The 17,355-nt window shown below is 72.8% G+C and carries 16 protein-coding genes and 1 tRNA gene; 14 read left to right on the top strand and 3 right to left on the bottom strand.

Annotated elements, in window-relative coordinates; all coding sequences use genetic code 11:
- Positions 1-38: 38 nt before the first annotated feature.
- A complete protein-coding gene (locus CC117_RS06385; RefSeq protein ID WP_071082811.1) occupies positions 39-1,208 on the top strand; it encodes a chorismate-binding protein in 1,170 nt (389 codons plus the stop codon).
- Between the two features lie 179 nt (positions 1,209-1,387).
- On the opposite strand, the gene CC117_RS06380 is transcribed toward CC117_RS06385, so the two are convergent.
- A complete protein-coding gene (locus CC117_RS06380) occupies positions 1,388-1,819 on the bottom strand; it encodes an SsgA family sporulation/cell division regulator (RefSeq protein ID WP_071082810.1) in 432 nt (143 codons plus the stop codon).
- Between the two features lie 553 nt (positions 1,820-2,372).
- Here CC117_RS06380 and CC117_RS06375 point away from each other — a divergent pair.
- Both CC117_RS06375 and CC117_RS06365 read left to right on the top strand, forming a co-directional pair.
- Positions 2,373-2,444, top strand: a tRNA-Val gene (locus tag CC117_RS06375).
- Positions 2,445-2,962: 518 nt separating this feature from the next.
- The gene (locus CC117_RS06365) at positions 2,963-3,529 is read left to right on the top strand and encodes an HIT family protein (RefSeq protein ID WP_018634957.1); all 567 of its coding nucleotides are present in this window, start codon (positions 2,963-2,965) and stop codon (positions 3,527-3,529) included.
- Positions 3,530-3,584: 55 nt separating this feature from the next.
- Here CC117_RS06365 and CC117_RS06360 read toward each other — a convergent pair whose 3' ends face one another.
- Positions 3,585-5,924 (bottom strand): elongation factor G-like protein EF-G2, encoded by a 2,340-nt coding sequence (locus CC117_RS06360; protein WP_071082808.1) that lies wholly within the window; start codon positions 5,922-5,924, stop codon positions 3,585-3,587.
- A gap of 277 nt (positions 5,925-6,201) precedes the next feature.
- Between CC117_RS06360 and pgsA the strand changes: the two genes are divergently transcribed.
- The 4 genes from pgsA (at position 6,202) to CC117_RS06340 (ending at position 9,767) form a co-directional block, all read left to right on the top strand.
- Positions 6,202-7,023 carry a phosphatidylinositol phosphate synthase gene (pgsA, locus tag CC117_RS06355; RefSeq protein ID WP_071082807.1) on the top strand — a complete coding sequence of 274 codons (822 nt, stop codon included), beginning with the start codon at positions 6,202-6,204 and terminating at the stop codon, positions 7,021-7,023.
- Positions 7,024-7,046: 23 nt separating this feature from the next.
- Entirely contained in the window at positions 7,047-7,928 is an 882-nt protein-coding gene (locus CC117_RS06350) for a phosphatidylinositol mannoside acyltransferase (protein ID WP_071082806.1), read from the top strand.
- Positions 7,925-9,130, top strand: a complete 1,206-nt coding sequence (locus CC117_RS06345; protein WP_071082805.1) for a glycosyltransferase family 4 protein — start codon at positions 7,925-7,927, stop codon at positions 9,128-9,130. Before CC117_RS06350 ends, CC117_RS06345 begins: the two co-directional genes overlap by 4 nt.
- A 73-nt stretch (positions 9,131-9,203) precedes the next feature.
- Entirely contained in the window at positions 9,204-9,767 is a 564-nt protein-coding gene (locus CC117_RS06340; protein ID WP_071082804.1) for a hypothetical protein, read from the top strand.
- Between the two features lie 88 nt (positions 9,768-9,855).
- Here CC117_RS06340 and CC117_RS06335 read toward each other — a convergent pair whose 3' ends face one another.
- A complete protein-coding gene (locus CC117_RS06335; protein WP_071082803.1) occupies positions 9,856-10,488 on the bottom strand; it encodes an LppU/SCO3897 family protein in 633 nt (210 codons plus the stop codon).
- A 939-nt stretch (positions 10,489-11,427) separates the two neighbouring features.
- Here CC117_RS06335 and pdxS point away from each other — a divergent pair.
- The 7 genes from pdxS (at position 11,428) to yajC (ending at position 17,037) form a co-directional block, all read left to right on the top strand.
- Complete coding sequence (gene pdxS, locus CC117_RS06330) at positions 11,428-12,390, top strand: pyridoxal 5'-phosphate synthase lyase subunit PdxS (protein ID WP_071082870.1); 963 nt, start codon at positions 11,428-11,430, stop codon at positions 12,388-12,390.
- Positions 12,387-12,998: a pyridoxal 5'-phosphate synthase glutaminase subunit PdxT gene (gene pdxT / locus CC117_RS06325; protein ID WP_071082802.1), complete on the top strand. Its 612-nt coding sequence runs from the start codon at positions 12,387-12,389 to the stop codon at positions 12,996-12,998. The genes pdxS and pdxT overlap by 4 nt, the downstream gene beginning before the upstream one ends.
- The gene (locus CC117_RS06320) at positions 12,995-13,750 is read left to right on the top strand and encodes a YebC/PmpR family DNA-binding transcriptional regulator (RefSeq protein ID WP_071082801.1); all 756 of its coding nucleotides are present in this window, start codon (positions 12,995-12,997) and stop codon (positions 13,748-13,750) included. The genes pdxT and CC117_RS06320 overlap by 4 nt, the downstream gene beginning before the upstream one ends.
- Positions 13,751-13,925: 175 nt before the next feature.
- The gene (ruvC, locus tag CC117_RS06315; RefSeq protein WP_026310593.1) at positions 13,926-14,444 is read left to right on the top strand and encodes a crossover junction endodeoxyribonuclease RuvC; all 519 of its coding nucleotides are present in this window, start codon (positions 13,926-13,928) and stop codon (positions 14,442-14,444) included.
- Positions 14,445-14,474: 30 nt separating this feature from the next.
- Positions 14,475-15,209: a Holliday junction branch migration protein RuvA gene (gene ruvA, locus CC117_RS06310; RefSeq protein WP_071082800.1), complete on the top strand. Its 735-nt coding sequence runs from the start codon at positions 14,475-14,477 to the stop codon at positions 15,207-15,209.
- Between the two features lie 79 nt (positions 15,210-15,288).
- On the top strand, positions 15,289-16,350 hold the full coding sequence (gene ruvB / locus CC117_RS06305; protein WP_071082799.1) for a Holliday junction branch migration DNA helicase RuvB: 1,062 nt from the start codon (positions 15,289-15,291) through the stop codon (positions 16,348-16,350).
- 135 nt (positions 16,351-16,485) lie between these two features.
- Entirely contained in the window at positions 16,486-17,037 is a 552-nt protein-coding gene (gene yajC / locus CC117_RS06300; RefSeq protein ID WP_071082798.1) for a preprotein translocase subunit YajC, read from the top strand.
- Positions 17,038-17,355 lie beyond the last annotated feature (318 nt).

Below are 17,355 nucleotides of genomic sequence, written 5' to 3'. Positions count from 1 at the left end.
CCACGGGCGGGGGCAGGACTGTCAGGAGCGGCGCGCATGTGTCGTCACAGCCGCGGGCGGTCGCGGTGACCGCCCCACGGAGGTTCCGGGGCCGGGAGTCCTACCTTCTGGCCGGTGGTCTGCTGGCCACCGGCGTCGTGGATGTGTCGGACGACCTCCGGGTGCTCGACCGCGGTGGCTTCTGGGGTGTTGTCCTCGACTTCGAGGGCGCGGCCCGCTGTGTCCGCTTCCGCGACGTGCGCCGCGCGCCCGACATCGCCAGCCTGGCGGCGGCTCCCTGGCAGGGCCCGCCGCACGACACCTGGGTGACGAGCCTCGACGCTGCCTCCTACATCGACGGAGTGCAGGCCGTGCGCGCGGAGATCGCCGCAGGTGAGGTCTACCAGGTGAACCTGTGTCGGCTGCTCTCGGCGCCGACAGCCACCGGAACGGGCGGAACGGACCTCGCGGGCCTGGCGGCCGTTCTGGCCGCGGGCAACCCCGCTCCCTATTCGGTGGTGTTCGACGCCCCGGAGGCCGGCCTGCGCATCGCCGGAGCCTCTCCGGAGCTGTTCCTCTCCCGGCATGGCGACCTCGTCCGCTCGGGCCCGATCAAGGGCACCGGCCGGACGGTGGCCGACCTGAGGGACAAGGACATCGCCGAGAACGTGATGATCGTCGACCTCGTCCGCAACGACCTGGGACGAGTGGCCCGGCCCGGGAGTGTCACGGTTCCGGCGCTGTGCGCGGTCGAGCGGCATCCCGGTCTGGTGCACCTGGTCTCGACGGTGCAGGCCCGGCTCGCGGCGGACGTCGGCTGGCCGGAGCTGATCGCGGCGACGTCCCCGCCGGGCTCCGTCTCGGGTGCGCCGAAGTCGAGCGCGCTGCGGATCATCAGGCGGCTGGAGCCGGTACCCCGCGGTCCGTACTGCGGCGGCATCGGCTGGGTGGACGCCGACACCGGCCGGGGCTGGCTGTCGGTGGGCATCCGGACGTTCTGGCTGGCCGACGAACGGATCTGGTTCGGGACCGGCGCCGGAATCACCTGGGGGAGCGACCCACAGGCGGAGTGGCAGGAGACGGAACTGAAGGCCAGCCGGCTGCTGTCACTGGCCTCGTCCACCCGGGACGGCCGGATCGCGCCGACGACGGCGCCGACGACCCACGGCCCCGCACGCGGCGAGGGGCGACTACGTCGTGGCAGTCCGCTGACGGCCCCGCGCCGGTGACAGCCTCTCCGCCAGCCGCCGGCAACGCGCCACTGTGACGAACGCGCGCCACTGGCGGCCGACAGCAAAGCGCCTGGTGGGGGAATCCCCACCAGGCGCCCGGGTGGACAGGAGCTGTCACGTGCCGGAAGTGCCCGCACCGGCCTGCCGGGGTCGGAGCGGTGCCGACCCCGGTGGTGTCACCGCTCGGGGCCGCCCCAGATCAACAGGGCCAGCTCGGCATCCAGGTCGATGACGTCGCTCTCCCCGCCGAGGGGTACAGCTGTGTAGGTCCGGCGAAGAAAAGCCAGTACCTCGGCCCGGGGCATTTCGAACAACGCATGGCCGGAAGGACTGGACAAGGACAGGCAGACGATCCGCCCCCCTGACTGCGCAGCGGGCCAGACCTGCACATCGCCGTCGCCGGCTGGACGTCGCACGCCGTCGCTCAGCAACTRCCGGGCGAACGTCCATTCGACGACCTCGTCGGCTCCGGTACGGAAGCCGATGCTGACCGCATAGGGGTCAGCGGGTTCGTAACGGACCGTGGCGGCGACCGGAACCGGAGCGCCACCGGGAACGACGAGCCGAAGGGCGAGTTCTGCGGTGATCGAATCGTGACGAATAGTCATCGGGCGGCCTCTCATGGTGCGTGGTGCGGGCGAGCACCCGTGTAACGAGATAGTTCCCTCTCTGAGTCCCGTTTGAAACAAGGTTATGTCAAGACAACATCCGTTACGGCGATTCGGGCGAGTTGCCCTACCCAGGAAGCCCGGCCGAAGTCCCCGAGAAGACCCGGTCGGTGTGGCCGTCGACCTTCGACCGAAGGTGGTCGAATGGTCGCCGTCCGCGTCCGACTGAGGGTTCCCCCGAGCACAATGGCCGTTCTGCCGAGGCCGTGCCACTCATAGCCTTCCCTGTCCGGACCCGTCTCAACCGCGGCGAGTCCCGGCCAACCCGCCGGTGTCCCGAGGTTCGGTCGGGGGTCAGACATGCCCGCATCCGTCCGGTGGCCACCCCCTGTCCGTTACCCGGTCGCGTCCGTGTAAGCTGAGACCAACCTCGGTGAGGACGCAACACGTCCGGTCGCTGGGGCTGGTCTGAGAGGCTTCGGGTGGCCCCGGGGTCTGGCACTGATAGGGTTCCGGTGCCAGGTCCGCAGGTCACGGGCCTGAAAGATCGCGCGGGCGTATAGCTCAGGGGTAGAGCGCTGCCTTCACACGGCAGAGGTCCGTGGTTCGAAACCACGTACGCCCACACTCGCGCATCTGCACTCTCTTCCCGTCGGGCCCACGGCCCGACGTTGTGCTTTTTTCTCGCATCTGGCGACGAATGTCGCGATTGTTCCGGTCGGGGCTTCGGCGTGATCGCGCTGTCCTTTTGTCCTGATCTGTTCTTGGCGCGGCTGTGGCGCCCATGGGGGATCGGCCGCCGCCCAATCTGTGGGTCGGTGGCACTTTGGTGGGGGTCGAGGGTCGTTGGTGATGCGGCGGGGCTGTGATCCCGGCCGCATCGAAGACCGTCGGCCGCGGTCGGGGACTGCCGATCGTGCGCCGGGCCCGCCCCGTGGTGATGCCGCCGGCCGCGGCGGGCCACCCTGGTGTGGCGTGCTGGTGGGTACCGTGGTGCCGGGACGGGAACGGCTGGTCGGTCGGTGCACCGGCGGCCGAAGATGACGGGCTCGCGGGCGCGGGAGGCGACAGCGTGGTGAGGGTGACGCACGTCGGATCAGCCCGCCGGCAGCCGGGCCGGGCACGTCCAGCGGACCCGGCCCGGTGAGCGCCACCGCCGCGCCGGACGGAACACCCCTCGACGAGCAGGCGGGTGTCGGCCATCCGGATGCGTTCCAACGGCTCTACACCCCGCACCGCATGGCCTACATCAAGGGTGAGGGGCGCTCGCCGGGCGACGAGTGTCCATTCTGTGCCATTGTCGCGCTGACCGACGAGGAAGGCCTCATCGTCGCCCGCGGAAACGCGGTCTACACAGTGCTGAATCTCTATCCCTACAATGCCGGCCACCTGATGGTCGTGCCTTACCGGCACGTCGCCGACTATGCCGAGATGACCTATGACGAGGCCGTTGAGATGGCGCTCTTCGTGCAGCATGCGTTGCGCGCGCTGCGGCTCGCCAGCGGTGCGCACGGATTCAACACCGGAATGAATCTGGGCACGGTGGCCGGCGCGGGTATCGCCGCACACGTGCACCAGCACGTGGTGCCCCGGTGGGGCGGTGACACCAACTTCATGCCCGTCATCGGGGCCACGCGGGTTCTGCCGGCGCTGCTCGGCCCCACCAGGGACCTGCTTGCCCAGGCCTGGCGCCGTACCGGAACCGACTGACAGCCGGGCGCCGCGCGCTCCGACGGTCCGGCGATCGGTCCCGGCACGGCGGGCGTCACACCGGCTCTTCGGCGACCCGGGCCACGAGGTGGTCGGGCAGCGGTTCGTAGCGGTGGTGCCGCCGGGTGAAGATCCCGGTGCCGCGGCTGACGGAACGCAGCTCCACTGCGTAACGGGTCATCTCCGCGGCGGGCACCTCGGCGTGGATCGCGGTGCGCCCCGGCCCTGACCCGGGCGGCGGCGCTTCGCCGGCCGCGCCGCCGGTACCGCCCGTCCGGCCGCCGGCGCCGTCGCTGCCCTCTCCGCCCGCGGGGGCCATTCCCACCACTCGGCCGCGGCGGGTGGAGATGTCGTTCATCACGGCTCCGACGAACTCGTCGGGAACGCTGACGTCGATCGCCAGGACCGGTTCGAGCAGGACCACCCCGGCGGCCCGCGCGGCGTCCCGAACCGCGAGCCCGCCGGCCGTCTGGAAGGCCATGTCCGAGGAATCGACGCTGTGGGACTTCCCATCGACCAGTCGCACGCGCAGATCGGTGGCCGGGAATCCGGCGGTCAGCCCCCGCTCGAGCTGAGCTCGCACGCCTTTCTCCACCGAAGGGATGAACGCCCGGGGAACTGCACCGCCGACCACCTCGTCGACGAACTCGATGCCGCTTCCGGCGGGCAGTGGTTCCACCACGATCCGGCAGACCGCGTACTGCCCGTGTCCACCGGACTGTTTCACCAGCCGCCCCAGGCCCTCGGCCGGGCCGCGCAGTGTCTCGCGCATCGGCAGCCGCAGCGGAATCTTCTCCAGGGTGACGCCGAACCGGTCGCGCAGGCGCTCGAGGACGACGTCGCCGTGGGCCTCGCCCATGCACCACAGGACGACCTGGCCGGTGTCGGGGTCCTGGACGACGGTCAGCGTCGGGTCCTCCGCGGCGAGGCGCCCGAGCGCGGCGGAGAGCTTGCTCTCGTCCGACCTGGCCTGGGTGTGCACGGCGATCGGGAGCAGCGGCTCGGGCATCGTCCAGGCGGGCAGGTACCGGGGGTCGGCCGGGTCGGAGAGTGTGTCTCCGGTCTCGGCGGTCGACAGCCGCGTGATCACACAGACGCCGCCTGCGGGGCACTCGTCGACCGAGTGCAGCGAGATCCCGACCGCCTGGGAGAGGGCACCGACCCGCTCGTCGTCATCATGGTCGGGATGGCCCGCGGCGCTCCGGCCGTGCCCGCTGACATGGACGGCCGCGTCGGGGCGCAGGGTCCCGGAGAAGACGCGGACCAGGGACATCCGGCCGATGTACGGGTCGGTGGTGGTGCGCACGATCTCGGCGACGAGCGGGCCGGACGGATCACCGACCGCAGGTGGGCAGGGGGATCCGTCCGGCCGGGTGAGGCGGGGCAGCGGGTGCTCGCTCGGCGAGGGGAATCCATGGACGAACAGGTCGAGCAACTCCGCGGTGCCCAGCCCGGGGGCCGTGGGGCGGGTGCCCCGCTCGGGCCCCGGCGGGGTGATGAGGGGGAGCACCGGGAAGAACGAACCGCCCGCGACGGCCGTCTCCAGGTCGTCCAGGAGGACCTTGGGGTCGAGTTCCGCGCCGTCGACGTAGCGTTCCAGCAGGTCCTCGTCCTCGCTTTCGGCGATCACCGTCTCCAGCAGCGCGCCGCGTGCAGCCGCGGCCGGTCCGGTGAGCTCGACCGGGCGGTCGTGCTCGTGGCGGCCGTCGGCCGAGTAGTCGATCAGGCGGCCGGTCACCAGGCCGACGAGCCGGTGGCCCGCGCCGGGTGCCTCGCCCGCGGCAAGGAGGTAGACGGGCAGGACGCCGGTCCCGAACGCCTCCTGGCACGCCAGCACCGTCGCCTCGAAGTCGGCGCGGGGATGGTCCAGCCGGGTGATGGCGATGGCCCGAGGCATGCCCACCGAGGCGCACTCGTCCCACAGCATCCGGGTCGAGCCGTCGATCCCTTCCAGCGCGCTGATGACGAACAGGGCGGCGTCCGCCGCCCGCAGGCCGGCGCGCAGTTCACCTACGAAGTCGGGATAGCCCGGCGTGTCCAGCAGGTTCACGGTCACACCACGGTGCCGCAGCGACGCGAGGATCAGGGAGACGCTTCGCTCGACGGTTTCTCCGCCGGAGGCGCTGCCCGCGCCGCCTCCGGCGGCACCGACCCCGGGCCAGGCCCCGCCGGCGGATGAGGTGTCCGCGTGCGGCCGGCCGCTGCCGCCCTTCGGGTGGTTGGTGCCCTTCGGGTGGTTGGTGCCCTTCGAGTGGTCCACCGGCGAGGGTTCCGGGGTGGGCAACGGGTCGAGACTGTCCGCTGTCCGGAGCAGGTGCTGCATCAGAGTCGTCTTGCCGGCACCGGTGTGACCGACGAGGACCACGTTGCGCACATCGCGTGACGTTGCTGACATGCCGCCTCCCAGGCAGGGGCTCTGCGGCGCCCGTGTGCATTCCGGCTCCGTTCCGGCCGGCGCGGGTCCGCCTGGCGGCCAGCACCGTCGCCGGCCGGCACCCGTGGCCCAGGGGGCGCGGGTGCCGGCCGAGGCGCTGGCACGTACCAGGAAGAGTCCCCCGATGTGACGGGGGGCACAACTCCTGCCTCGATCGTGACGAAAAATGAACGGATCGTGACGGCGGTACTGTGAGACCGCCCAACCCGGGCGGTACGCCACAGACGACGGGACGGACATGCTCGCAAGCAAGGCGCGACCCCAGCTCCAGAAGGTGCTCGATCCGTTGAGCCAGTGGGCCGCGCGGTCGTCGGTGTCGCCCGACCTGGTCACGGTGATCGGCACGATCGGTGTCGCCGGCGCCGCGCTCGGGTTCTTCACCCGCGGGGTCTTCTTCCTCGGCACCGTGGTCATCACGCTGTTCGTCTTCTCGGACCTGATGGACGGTGTGATCGCCCGCGCGCGTGGGATCTCGTCCAAGTGGGGCGCGTTCCTGGACTCGACCTCCGACCGGGTCGGTGACGGCGCGATCTTCGGCTCGCTGGTGATCTGGTACGCCGGCGACGGCGACTCGCTGCCGCTGGCCGGGGCCTCGCTGCTGTGCCTCGTCGCCGGCTCGGTGACCTCGTACGTCAAGGCCCGTGCGGAGGGGCTGGGTTTCAGCTGCAACGTCGGTTTCGCCGAGCGCGGGGAGCGGCTGCTGATCCTGCTCGTCGCGGCGGGCCTGTACGGCCTCGGGGTGCCCTACCTCCTTCCGGTGGCCCTGTGGTTCCTCGTCGGTGCCACGGTGCTCACGGTGGCCCAGCGGATCGTGCACGTACACCGCCAGTTCGTCCGCTCGGGCCGGCCGACCCTCGCGCCGCCGGCCGGCGCGCCGAGTACCGGGGCCGACGGGGAGCCGGCCGGTGGCGTGCCGTCCGACGCCGACCCGTCCGGAGCCTCGTCCGTCATGGCGTCGGCCGGTGTCGACGGCACCCACCTCGACCCGCCGTCCGTGACACCCACACCGGCCGCGTCGCCGCTGGTGTCGCCGGTGCCACGGGTCGCGCCCGGCCGCTGAGCGAGCGAGGGAACCGGCCGCCGATGGCGCTCGCTGGTCGGGTGACGCTGGTCGCCTACATCCTGGGGTGGCGGCTCGTCCGGCTGCTGCCGGAGTGGCTGGCGGCCTGGTGCTTCCGGCGCGCCGCGGACCTCGCCTGGCGCCGCCAGGGCCGCGGGGCGGTCCGGCTGCGTGCCAACCTGGCCCGGGTCGTCCCACCCGGCACCGACCTCGACGCGCTGACCCGCTCCGCGCTGCGTTCCTACGCCCGGTACTGGCTGGAGGTGTTCCGCCTCCAGGATCTGCCGGCCAGCCGCATCGTCGGCCGTATGCGAGTCCTGGACGAGGCCCGTCTGCGAGCCGCGCACGCGACCGGCCGCGGCACCGTCCTCGCACTGCCCCACATGGGGAACTGGGAGCAGGCCGGTGCCTGGTTGGTGGCGACGGGCGTTCCGTTCACCACCGTCGCCGAGCGGCTGCGGCCGGAGCAGCTGTTCGAGCGGTTCGTCCGGTTCCGCACCGCGCTCGGCATGGAGGTCATCCCACTGACCGGTGGAGAACGGCCTCCGTCCGGCCTGCTGGCCGAGCGGCTGCGCGCCGGTGGGGCGCTCTGCCTGTTGGCCGACCGCGACCTGTCCGCCGACGGCGTCACCGTCTCCTTCTTCGGCGCACCGGCGACCATGCCGCCGGGCCCGGCCGCCCTCGCACTGCGCACCGGCGCGACCCTGCTGCCGGTGACACTGTGGTTCGACGACGACGGATGGAGCGCGCGGATCCATCCCGAGGTGCCGCACACCGACATCCGGACGATGACCCAGGCGCTCGCCGACGAGTTCGCCGCGGGTATCGCGGCGCATCCGGCCGACTGGCACATGCTCCAGCGCATCTGGCGCGACTCCGGGACCGTGGGGGAGAGCCGGCTGTGAAGATCGGGCTTGCCTGCCCCTACACCTGGGACGTCCCCGGCGGGGTCCAGGCGCACGTGCGTGACCTCGCGGAGACGCTGCTGGACGCCGGGCACGACGTCTCGGTGATCACTCCGGTGGACGATGAGTCCACCCTGCCGCCCTACGCGGTGGACGCCGGGCGGGCAGTGCCGGTGCCGTACAACGGTTCGGTCGCGCGCCTGCTCATGGGCCCGGTGTCGGCCGCGCGGGTCCGGCGCTGGCTACGCGAGCACGACTTCGACGTGCTCCACGCCCACGAGCCGACAGCCCCCAGCGTCAGCCTGCTGGCCTGCATGCTCGCTGACGGCCCCCTGGTCGCCACCTTTCACACCGCCAACCCCCGCTCCCGGTTCCTCACCGCCGCCCAGAGCGCGCTGCAGCCCTCGCTGGAGAAGCTGCGCGCGCGGATCGCGGTGTCCGAGGCCGCCCGCCGCACGCTGGTGGAACATCTGGGCGCCGGCGCGATCCTGATCCCGAACGGGGTGGCGGTACGTGCCTTCGAAGGGGCCCGCGCGCTGCCCCGCTACCGGGCCGTGGTCGGCGTCGGTGACAGCGACGGCGGTGCCGAGGGCCACGGCTCCGAGGACGGAGACTCCCCGGGAGGGGACGGGCCCGTGGTCGTGTTCCTCGGCCGGATCGATGAACCCCGCAAGGGCCTTGACGTGCTGATGGCCGCCTTCCCGCTGCTGGTCGAGCAGGTGCCGGACGCGCGACTGCTGGTCGCGGGCCCCGGGGACACCGAGGCGGTGCGGTCGAGGATCGACCCGTCCCTGCTCGGGCGGGTCGACCTGATCGGCCTCGTTCCCGAGGCGGACAAGGCGGCGGTGTTCGCCTCCGGCAGCGTGTACTGCGCGCCGAACACGGGCCAGGAGAGCTTCGGCATCGTGCTGCTGGAAGCGATGGCGGCCGGCACCCCCGTGGTCGCCAGCGACATCGACGCCTTCCGGCGGGTACTGGACGACGGCCGCGCCGGTCGGCTGTTCGGGGTCGGTGAGCCGGCAGAGCTGGCAGCCAGGCTGGCCGAGCTGCTCCGCGACCCGGCGGAGCGGGCACGACTGGTCGAGCGCGGCCGTGCGGTGGTGGCGCGGTACGACTGGCGGGTCGTCGCGCAGCGCATCGTGGGCGTGTACGAGATGGTCTCCGGGGACTCCCCGGTGTCGGTCGCAGCGGACGACACCTGACCGCTGCACCGTGTCCTTCGCGTGGTAGGTCCCGGAGACGATCCGTCCACCGGGGTTGACTACGCTGCGCGAGATGACAGTCGTCGTGGTCGTGGTCGTCCTCGTGGTGGCGATAGCGACCTATCTGACCTGGCTCGCCAGCCGGCTGGACCGGTTGGCGAACCGGGTCGACGCGACGCGGGCCGGGCTGGTCGCGCAGCTCACGGCCCGGGCGGACGCCGCGCGGAGCCTTGCCCGCAGCTGCGGCCTGGATGATCTCGCCATCGCCGCGGAGCGGGCCAGAGCCGGTCACGCCACGCTGCTCGCCGAGGCGACGCTGGACGCCACCGCCGAGGATGCCGAGAACGCGCTGAGCCGGGCGCTGCGCTCGCCGGCTGTCGCCCTGGCAGTGGGACGGGCGGCCCCGGGTGACGTCCACGCCGTGGACGCGGCGGCGGCCCGGGTGGCCCTGGCCCGCCAGTTCCACAACGATGCCGTGGGCGACGTCCGCTCGCTGGCCGGGCGGCGCCTGGTGCGGCTGGTGCACCTGTCGGGACGGCGTCCGCTGCCGGCCTACTTCGAGATCGACGACGCGCCGCCGGTGCGCGAGGACGGCCCGCCCCGGCCCGAGAGCTCCGCGGAGATGCCCGGCGCCTGACCGCCGCACGCACGCCCACGCTCAGCCGCCCAGCCGGCCGACCGGGAGGGAGCTGCCCAGGTCAGGATCGGTGGTCAGGGGCGAGGGGTCAGGGCTCAGCGGTGATGCTGGCGTTGCGGGTGACGCCGCCACCGGGCCGGCCTCCGTCGTCGCCGGGCGGTCCGTCCTGGCCGGGGCCCGCGGGCACCTCCCCACGGGTGCCTGGCACCGGGCCGAGGCACAGGACGAAGTCCGTTCCGGGGCCGGTCTGCGTGTAACTGGCGGTGGTCCGCGCCCAGAGGTCACACAGAGCGTCGGACCTGCCGTCAATCCGGGTCAGGACGACGTACTGGGCGTCCGGTGACGCACACTCGACGACCGCGATGTCGTCCCCGTCCCGCCGGACGCAGTCTCCGGATCCGGCCTGGCCGGCGCCCGGCTGGCTCACCGCGACCGCCGCGATGAGGACCCCCACGACGGCGAGCGGGACGAGCAGGCCGAGCACTTCCGGCCGACGCGTCAGCGGGCGCTGCTCCGGCGGCCGCGGGGCCCGGGGCGGGCCGGGCGGCGGCAGCTTGGCGATCTTCGACCGCGAGGTGAGGTTCAGGCCGAGGACCACCGGCGTGATGAGCAGGGAGCCGATGCCCCACCAGCCCTGCCAGAGCGTCCGCGAGGTCATGGCACGCAGCAGTGCCGTGCCGCAGGTACGGCAGAACGGGCCGCGCTCCGCCAGGAACCGCATGAAGACGAGGAAGGACTGGTGGCCGCGGATCGTGACCTGAGCGGCCGGGCCGGCGCCACAGATGCGGCAGGGGGGTGCCCACCCGCCCGGCGCCGGCCCCCCGCCCGCGCCCGCCCAGCTGCCGGGGTGTGGCGATCCGGCGGAGGGGGCGGGCCAGCCAGGAGCGCCGGGACTGCCGACGTGCCCGGGCCGGCCGCCGTTCCCCGGCCACCCACCGGGGCCGTTGGACGGCGGTGGAGGCCCCGGCGGCGGCCAGCCCGGCATCGGGCCGGGGGGCGGTCCTGCCGGCTGCCTGGCGCCCGGCGGGGGCGCGGGCCAGCCGGGCCCCCCGCTTCCGCCGGGCGGGGGTCCGAAGTGACCCGGGCCGCCGGCCCCGCCCGACGCCCCGCCCGCACCTGCCCCGGTGGGACCTGGTGCACCGCCGCCCCATGGCGCGTGACCTGGACCGGGCTGGGCTCCGGGCGGCGGTGGGCCGTAGGGGCTTGTCATGATTCTCCTGGAGTGCTCCGGGTCGCGGCACGGCAGGATACTGCGCCGGCCGCCGGTTGCCTGGTCTCCAGGACGCACACGGATGCCCGGTATTCCCGCTCTGCCCTGCGGGTGTGCGGATTGCCACTGTCGGCAGCGATCGCAGTGATGCTGATGATGGGGTAGGACAGGCCCGTTCCGGCCGTACCATGGACCGGCATCCATGTCCGTCCGGGTCCGTCCGGCCCGGAACGACCGCCGGAGAGCCTGCTCCCCGCGCGGCCCGGCGCCAGACCGGTCGATCCCCGGCCACCCGGTCGATCCCCGGCCACAGGGTCCCGCCGCCACCGCGCGCGGGTCCGGTTCCGGGCACGGGCCGACGTCGTCGGTGGTCCGTCGGAACGCCGGCCGGCACCATCGCGGACCTTGTCCGGAGAACCTGTCCGTACTACCCGAAAGAGACACCACATGATGTCCGACGGCCCGACCGCTCCCGCCCCTGCCACGGGCGCTTCGCCATCCGGCCCCGTCGCACCGGGCGGCGGGGCGGAACGGCAGGCCGGCACCGGCAGGGTGAAGCGCGGCATGGCGGAGATGCTCAAGGGCGGCGTGATCATGGACGTCGTCACCGCCGAGCAGGCGCGCATCGCCGAGGACGCGGGCGCCGTCGCGGTCATGGCGCTGGAGCGGGTTCCCGCCGACATCCGCGCGCAGGGCGGCGTGTCGCGGATGAGCGATCCCGAGATGATCGCGGGGATCATCGAGGCGGTCTCGATCCCGGTCATGGCCAAGGCCAGGATCGGGCATTTCGTCGAGGCGCAGATCATCCAGGAGCTCGGCGTCGACTACATCGACGAGTCCGAGGTGCTCACCCCGGCGGATCCGCACCACCACATCGACAAGTGGGCCTTCACGGTTCCCTTCGTCTGTGGTGCCACCAACCTCGGAGAGGCGCTGCGGCGCCTCTCCGAGGGCGCGGCGATGATCCGTTCGAAGGGGGAGGCGGGCACCGGCGAGGTCTCCAACGCCGTGGTGCACATGCGCACCATCCGGGCGGAGATCGGCCGGCTGTCGGCGCTGCCGTCCGAGGAGCTGTACGCCGCCGCCAAGGAGCTGCGGGCACCGGTGGAGCTGGTCACCGAGGTCGCGCGGCTGGGTCGCCTGCCGGTCGTGCTGTTCACCGCCGGCGGCATCGCCACCCCGGCGGACGCGGCACTGATGATGCAGCTCGGCGCGGACGGCGTCTTCGTCGGCTCGGGCATCTTCAAGTCCGGGGACCCGGCGCGGCGGGCCCGGGCCATCGTCGAGGCCACGACGATGTACAACGACCCGGCGGTACTGGCCAAGGTCTCCCGCGGCCTGGGGGAGGCGATGGTCGGCATCAACGTCGGTGAGCTCCCGCCGCAGGCGCGCTTCGCCGACCGCGGCTGGTGAGCTCTCCTCGGATCGGCGTCCTGGCGCTGCAGGGCGATGTGCGTGAGCACGTGCGCGCGCTCACCGGGTCCGGCGCCGAGGCATGCGAGGTCCGCCGGGCGGCGGAGCTGGGATCATTGGACGGCCTGGTTCTGCCCGGGGGCGAGTCCACTACGATCGGTCGCCTGCTGCGTGTGTTCGACCTGCTGGATCCGCTGCGGGCGGTGGTCGCGGGTGGTCTGCCGGTGTTCGGTTCCTGCGCCGGCATGATCCTGCTCGCGCGGGACGTGATCGACGGTCGTCCTGACCAGCCGCTGATCGGTGGGCTCGATGTGGTCGTTCGCCGCAACGCGTTCGGCCGCCAGGTCGAGTCCTTCGAGACGGACCTGGCGGTGGCTGGCGTCGAGGGGCCGGCGGTGCACGCTGTCTTCATCCGGGCGCCCTGGGTAGAAAAGGCGGGGGACGGAGTGGATGTACTGGCGCGGGTCGGCGACCGTCCGGTCGCGATCCGGCAGGGCCCGCTGCTCGCCACGTCGTTCCACCCTGAACTGACGGGAGACATCCGGGTGCACCGGCTGTTCGTCCAGATCGTGCGATCCGAGCTCGGGCTCAAGAGGGGCAGGTCATGAGCGGTCACTCCAAGTGGGCGACCACCAAGCACAAGAAGGCGGTCGTTGACGCCCGCCGCGGCAAGCTGTTCGCCAAGCTGGTCAAGACCGTCGAGGTGGCGGCGAAGACCGGCGGCGGCGACCCGGCCGGTAACCCGACCCTGGCCGACGCGATCGCCAAGGCCAAGTCCCAGTCGGTGCCGAACGACAACATCGACCGGGCGATCAAGCGGGGCTCCGGCGAGCTCGCCGGCGGCGCGAACTACGAGGAGGTGACCTACGAGGCGTACGGGCCGAACGGTGTCGCGGTCCTCGTCGAGTGCCTCACCGACAACCGCAACCGGGCCGCGTCCGACGTCCGGGTGGCGATCACCCGCAACGGTGGCACCCCCGCCGACCCGGGCTCGGTGTCGTACCTGTTCAACCGCAAGGGCGTCATCCTGATCGACAAGACGCCGGAGCTGGGTGAGGACGACGTGCTGCTGGCCGTCCTCGACGCCGGTGCCGAGGAGGTGAACGACGTCGGCGAGGCCTTCGAGGTGGTCTCCGAGGCCACGGACCTGCATGCGGTCCGGGTGGCCGCGGGTGACGCCGGGCTTGCCGTCGCCTCCGCCGACCTGTCGTGGCTGCCCTCGGTGAGCGTCCCGCTGGACGCGGAGCCGGCCCGCAAGGTGCTCAAGCTCGTCGAGGCGCTGGAGGATCTGGACGACGTCCAGAACGTCTGGTTCAACGCCGACATCTCCGACGACGTCATGGAGCTCGTCTCGAGCTGAGCCCATGTCGCCGCACCCCCTCCGGGCAGGGCGCTTCGGTTCGGTGCTGCCCCGTACGGGTGCTTTGGGCGTCCGGTCGGCCGCCGCGGGCGTCCGGTCGGCGTGTCGTGGATGTCGGTGTTGCCCCGGCCACTAGGATCGAACGAATGTTCGTGACCGTGGCCGGGAGGCATCGTTGCGTGTTCTCGGGGTGGACCCGGGCCTGACCCGCTGCGGTATCGGCGTGGTTGACGGTGGCCCGGGTCGTCGGGCTGATCTGGTTGATGTCGGTGTTGTGCGCACTCCGGCGTCCGACGAGGTGGCGCAGCGGCTGCGCGCCGTCTCCGAGGGCGTGGAGGAGTGGCTGGACCGGCTGCGCCCGGATGCCGTGGCGGTGGAGAAGGTGTTCAGCCAGGCGAACGTCCGTACGGTGATGGGTACGGCCCAGGCCGGTGCCGTGGCGATTGTGGCGGCGGCCCGCCGCGGGCTGCCGATCGGCCTGTACACGCCCAGCGAGGTGAAGGCCGCCGTCACCGGCAGCGGGCGGGCGGACAAGGCACAGGTGGGCTTCATGGTGACGAGGCTTCTTGATCTTCCRGAGGCGCCGCGCCCGGCCGACGCCGCGGATGCGCTCGCGCTCGCCCTGTGCCACCTGTGGCGCGGGCCGGCACTCGCCCGGCTGCGCTCCGCGGACCCACGGCGAGCACGGGCATGACTCCGCGGAGCGTACGGGTATGACAGAGTCATGATCGCCTCGGTCAGCGGGACGGTGCAGGCGCTGTCGCCGGCGTCCGCCGTCGTCGAGGTGGGCGGGATCGGTGTGCTGGTCTGGTGCACGCCCTCGACGCTGGGTCGGCTGCGGGTCGGGGAGCGGGCACGGCTGGCTACGACCCTCGTCGTGCGCGAGACGGAGCTGACGCTCTACGGCTTCGCCGACGCGGACGAGCGGGACGTCTTCGAGATCCTGCAGGGCGCGGCGGGTGTCGGGCCGCGGCTCGCGCAGGCCGTGCTGGGTGTGCACAGTCCGGACACGGTGCGCCGGGCGGTCGCGGAGGAGGACCTGGCCACGCTGACCAAGGTCCCCGGCATCGGCCGCAAGGGCGCCCAGCGCATCGTGCTCGACCTGCGGGACCGGCTCGGCCCGCCGGCATTCCCGGTTCCGTCGGCGCGTGGCGCGGTGCCGCCCGGGGGCGGCCAGGCGCCGGCGTCCGACGCCCGGCTCGGCGGTCCGGGCGGTGAGCAGGTGCGCGATGCGCTGGTCGGCCTCGGTTACACCGCTCGTGAGGCGCAGGAGGCGGTCATCGCCGCCCGGGCCGACCTCGCCGTGGCCGGCGAGGCCGACAGCGACTCCGCGGGCGGACGGACGGCTGCCGCCGATGAGGCGACCGGCTCCGCCGGTACCGCCGCTGGTGCGGGGGCGGCGGTTGACGACCCGGCCGCCCTGCTGCGCGCGAGCCTGGCGATCCTGCGGCCGCGATGAGCGCGGTGAGCGCCGTGAGCGCGGCGGCCGGGGGCGAGAGCGACGGCAGGAGAACGAGCGCGGTGTCGCGGGAGGTGGCGTGAGCGAGGACGGCCTGATCTCGGCCACGGCCGCGCCGGAGGAGCGGGCCTTCGAAGCAGGCCTGCGCCCGCGGACGCTGGACGAGTTCGTCGGCCAGCGCAAGGTGCGCGAACAGCTCTCGATCATGCTGGAGGGCGCGCAGGGCCGCGGCCGGCCGCCGGACCACGTCCTGCTGTCCGGTCCGCCGGGACTCGGCAAGACGAGCCTGGCCATGATCGTGGCGGAGGAGCTCGGCGTCCCCCTGCGGATGACCAGCGGCCCGGCGATCGAGCGGGCGGGTGACCTGGTCGCGATCCTGACCGCGCTGACGCCCGGGGAGGTGCTCTTCCTCGACGAGATCCACCGCATCGCGCGGCCGGCGGAGGAGCTCCTCTACGCGGCGATGGAGGACTTCCGGGTGGACGTCGTCCTCGGCAAGGGCCCGGGCGCGACGGCGATCCCGCTGGACCTGGCCCCGTTCACGCTGGTCGGTGCCACCACCCGGTCAGGCCTTCTCACCGGCCCGCTGCGGGACCGCTTCGGCTTCACCGGGCACATGGACTTCTACGACGCCGACGAGCTGGCCCTGGTGCTGGCGCGCTCGGCACGGCTGCTCGGCGTGCGGCTCACCGACGACGGCGCCGTCGAGGTGGCGGGCCGTTCGCGTGGCACGCCCCGGATCGCCAACCGGCTCCTGCGCCGGGTCCGCGACTACGCCGAGGTCCGGGCCGACGGCGTCGTGTCGCGGGACGTCGCCCAGGCCGCGCTGCGCGTCTACGACGTCGATGCGCTCGGCCTGGACCGGCTCGACCGCGCGGTCCTCGACGCGCTCGTGCGCCGGTTCGGCGGTGGTCCGGTCGGTCTCGGCACCCTGGCCGTGGCGGTCGGGGAGGAGGTGGAGACCGTCGAGGACGTGTCCGAGCCGTTCCTGCTGCGCGCGGGGCTGCTGGTGCGTACCGCTCGTGGGCGGGTGRCCACCCCGGCGGCGTTCACCCATCTGGGAATGGAGCCGGTGTCGGACGCACTCGGCAGGTCACAGGCTCAGGTCGTGCTGTTCGCCGAGGAGCCGCCGCCGGTGTGAGCCGGCCCGTCGACGCGCTGGCGCACGGGCCGGCGCGACCTGAACCCACCCAGCGCGGGAACACACCGGCAGGCTGCCCGCGGTGGCTGTGACGCGGATACGTACGATCAGCCGCGACACCCAGGAGGGCAGGACGTGCAGGAACTCGCGATCTTGACGAGCGCGGCGGACAACGACGGCGGCAGCTCCATCAGTGGGCTGATCTTTCCGCTCCTCATTGTGCTGTTGATCGTTTATTTCTTCTCGACGCAGCGCCGCCGCGCGAAGGCACAGCAGCAGCAGCTCTCCCAGATCGTGCCCGGCACGCTCGTCGTGACCACTGCCGGTCTGTACGCGACCGTGGTCGAGCAGGACGGCTCCGACGTCCTCCTGGAGATCGCGCCGGATGTGGTCTGCCGGTTCGGCCGCAACGCCATCGCCCGGGTGATCAGTACTCCGGATTCCGAGAGTGAGAGCGACACCGCGGACGGCGACCATGCCGCGCCGGCCGGAACCACCCACGGCGACGCGAGCAGGGCGGCGGACGGGTCTGACGCGACTGACGAGACCGGGACGACGGGCACAGCGGGCTCTACGGGTCCGGCGAGTGACGGCGGTACCACCGGGTCCGCCGGTGACGATCCGCGCCCCGACGGTGACACCGAAGGCACGGGCGGGAATTCGAGCCCGCCGCGCAAGGAGCTCTAGACCGCCGTCCGGGCGCTGGGCGCTCGCCGTGCTCGTAACTCTCTGTGGTCCGGATCGAGGTCCGGCGCCGAGCATCCGGCGGGCGTCGGACCGCCTCTCCTCCCGCCTCGGGGCGCTGGCGGTCGGGCCCCGGGCCGGGTGAACACCGGTCGGTGCGACGGCATTCGGGGGCTCGGCGGATGCTGTGGTGCGGGCGTGGTGCCTGCCATCGTCGACCGTCACGCGCCCGTCGACGGCTGGTGGTGTCACGGCGGGCCTGTTGGAACGTACCCTCGGTGACACTCGTTCGGAATCGGTAGGCGCCGCCGGAATCGGTGA

Source organism: Parafrankia colletiae (assembly GCF_001854655.1).
In the GTDB taxonomy this organism is placed as follows: domain Bacteria; phylum Actinomycetota; class Actinomycetes; order Frankiales; family Frankiaceae; genus Parafrankia; species Parafrankia colletiae.
Note: the sequence above shows the minus strand (reverse complement) of the source record. Positions and strands in the feature narration are given on the sequence as shown.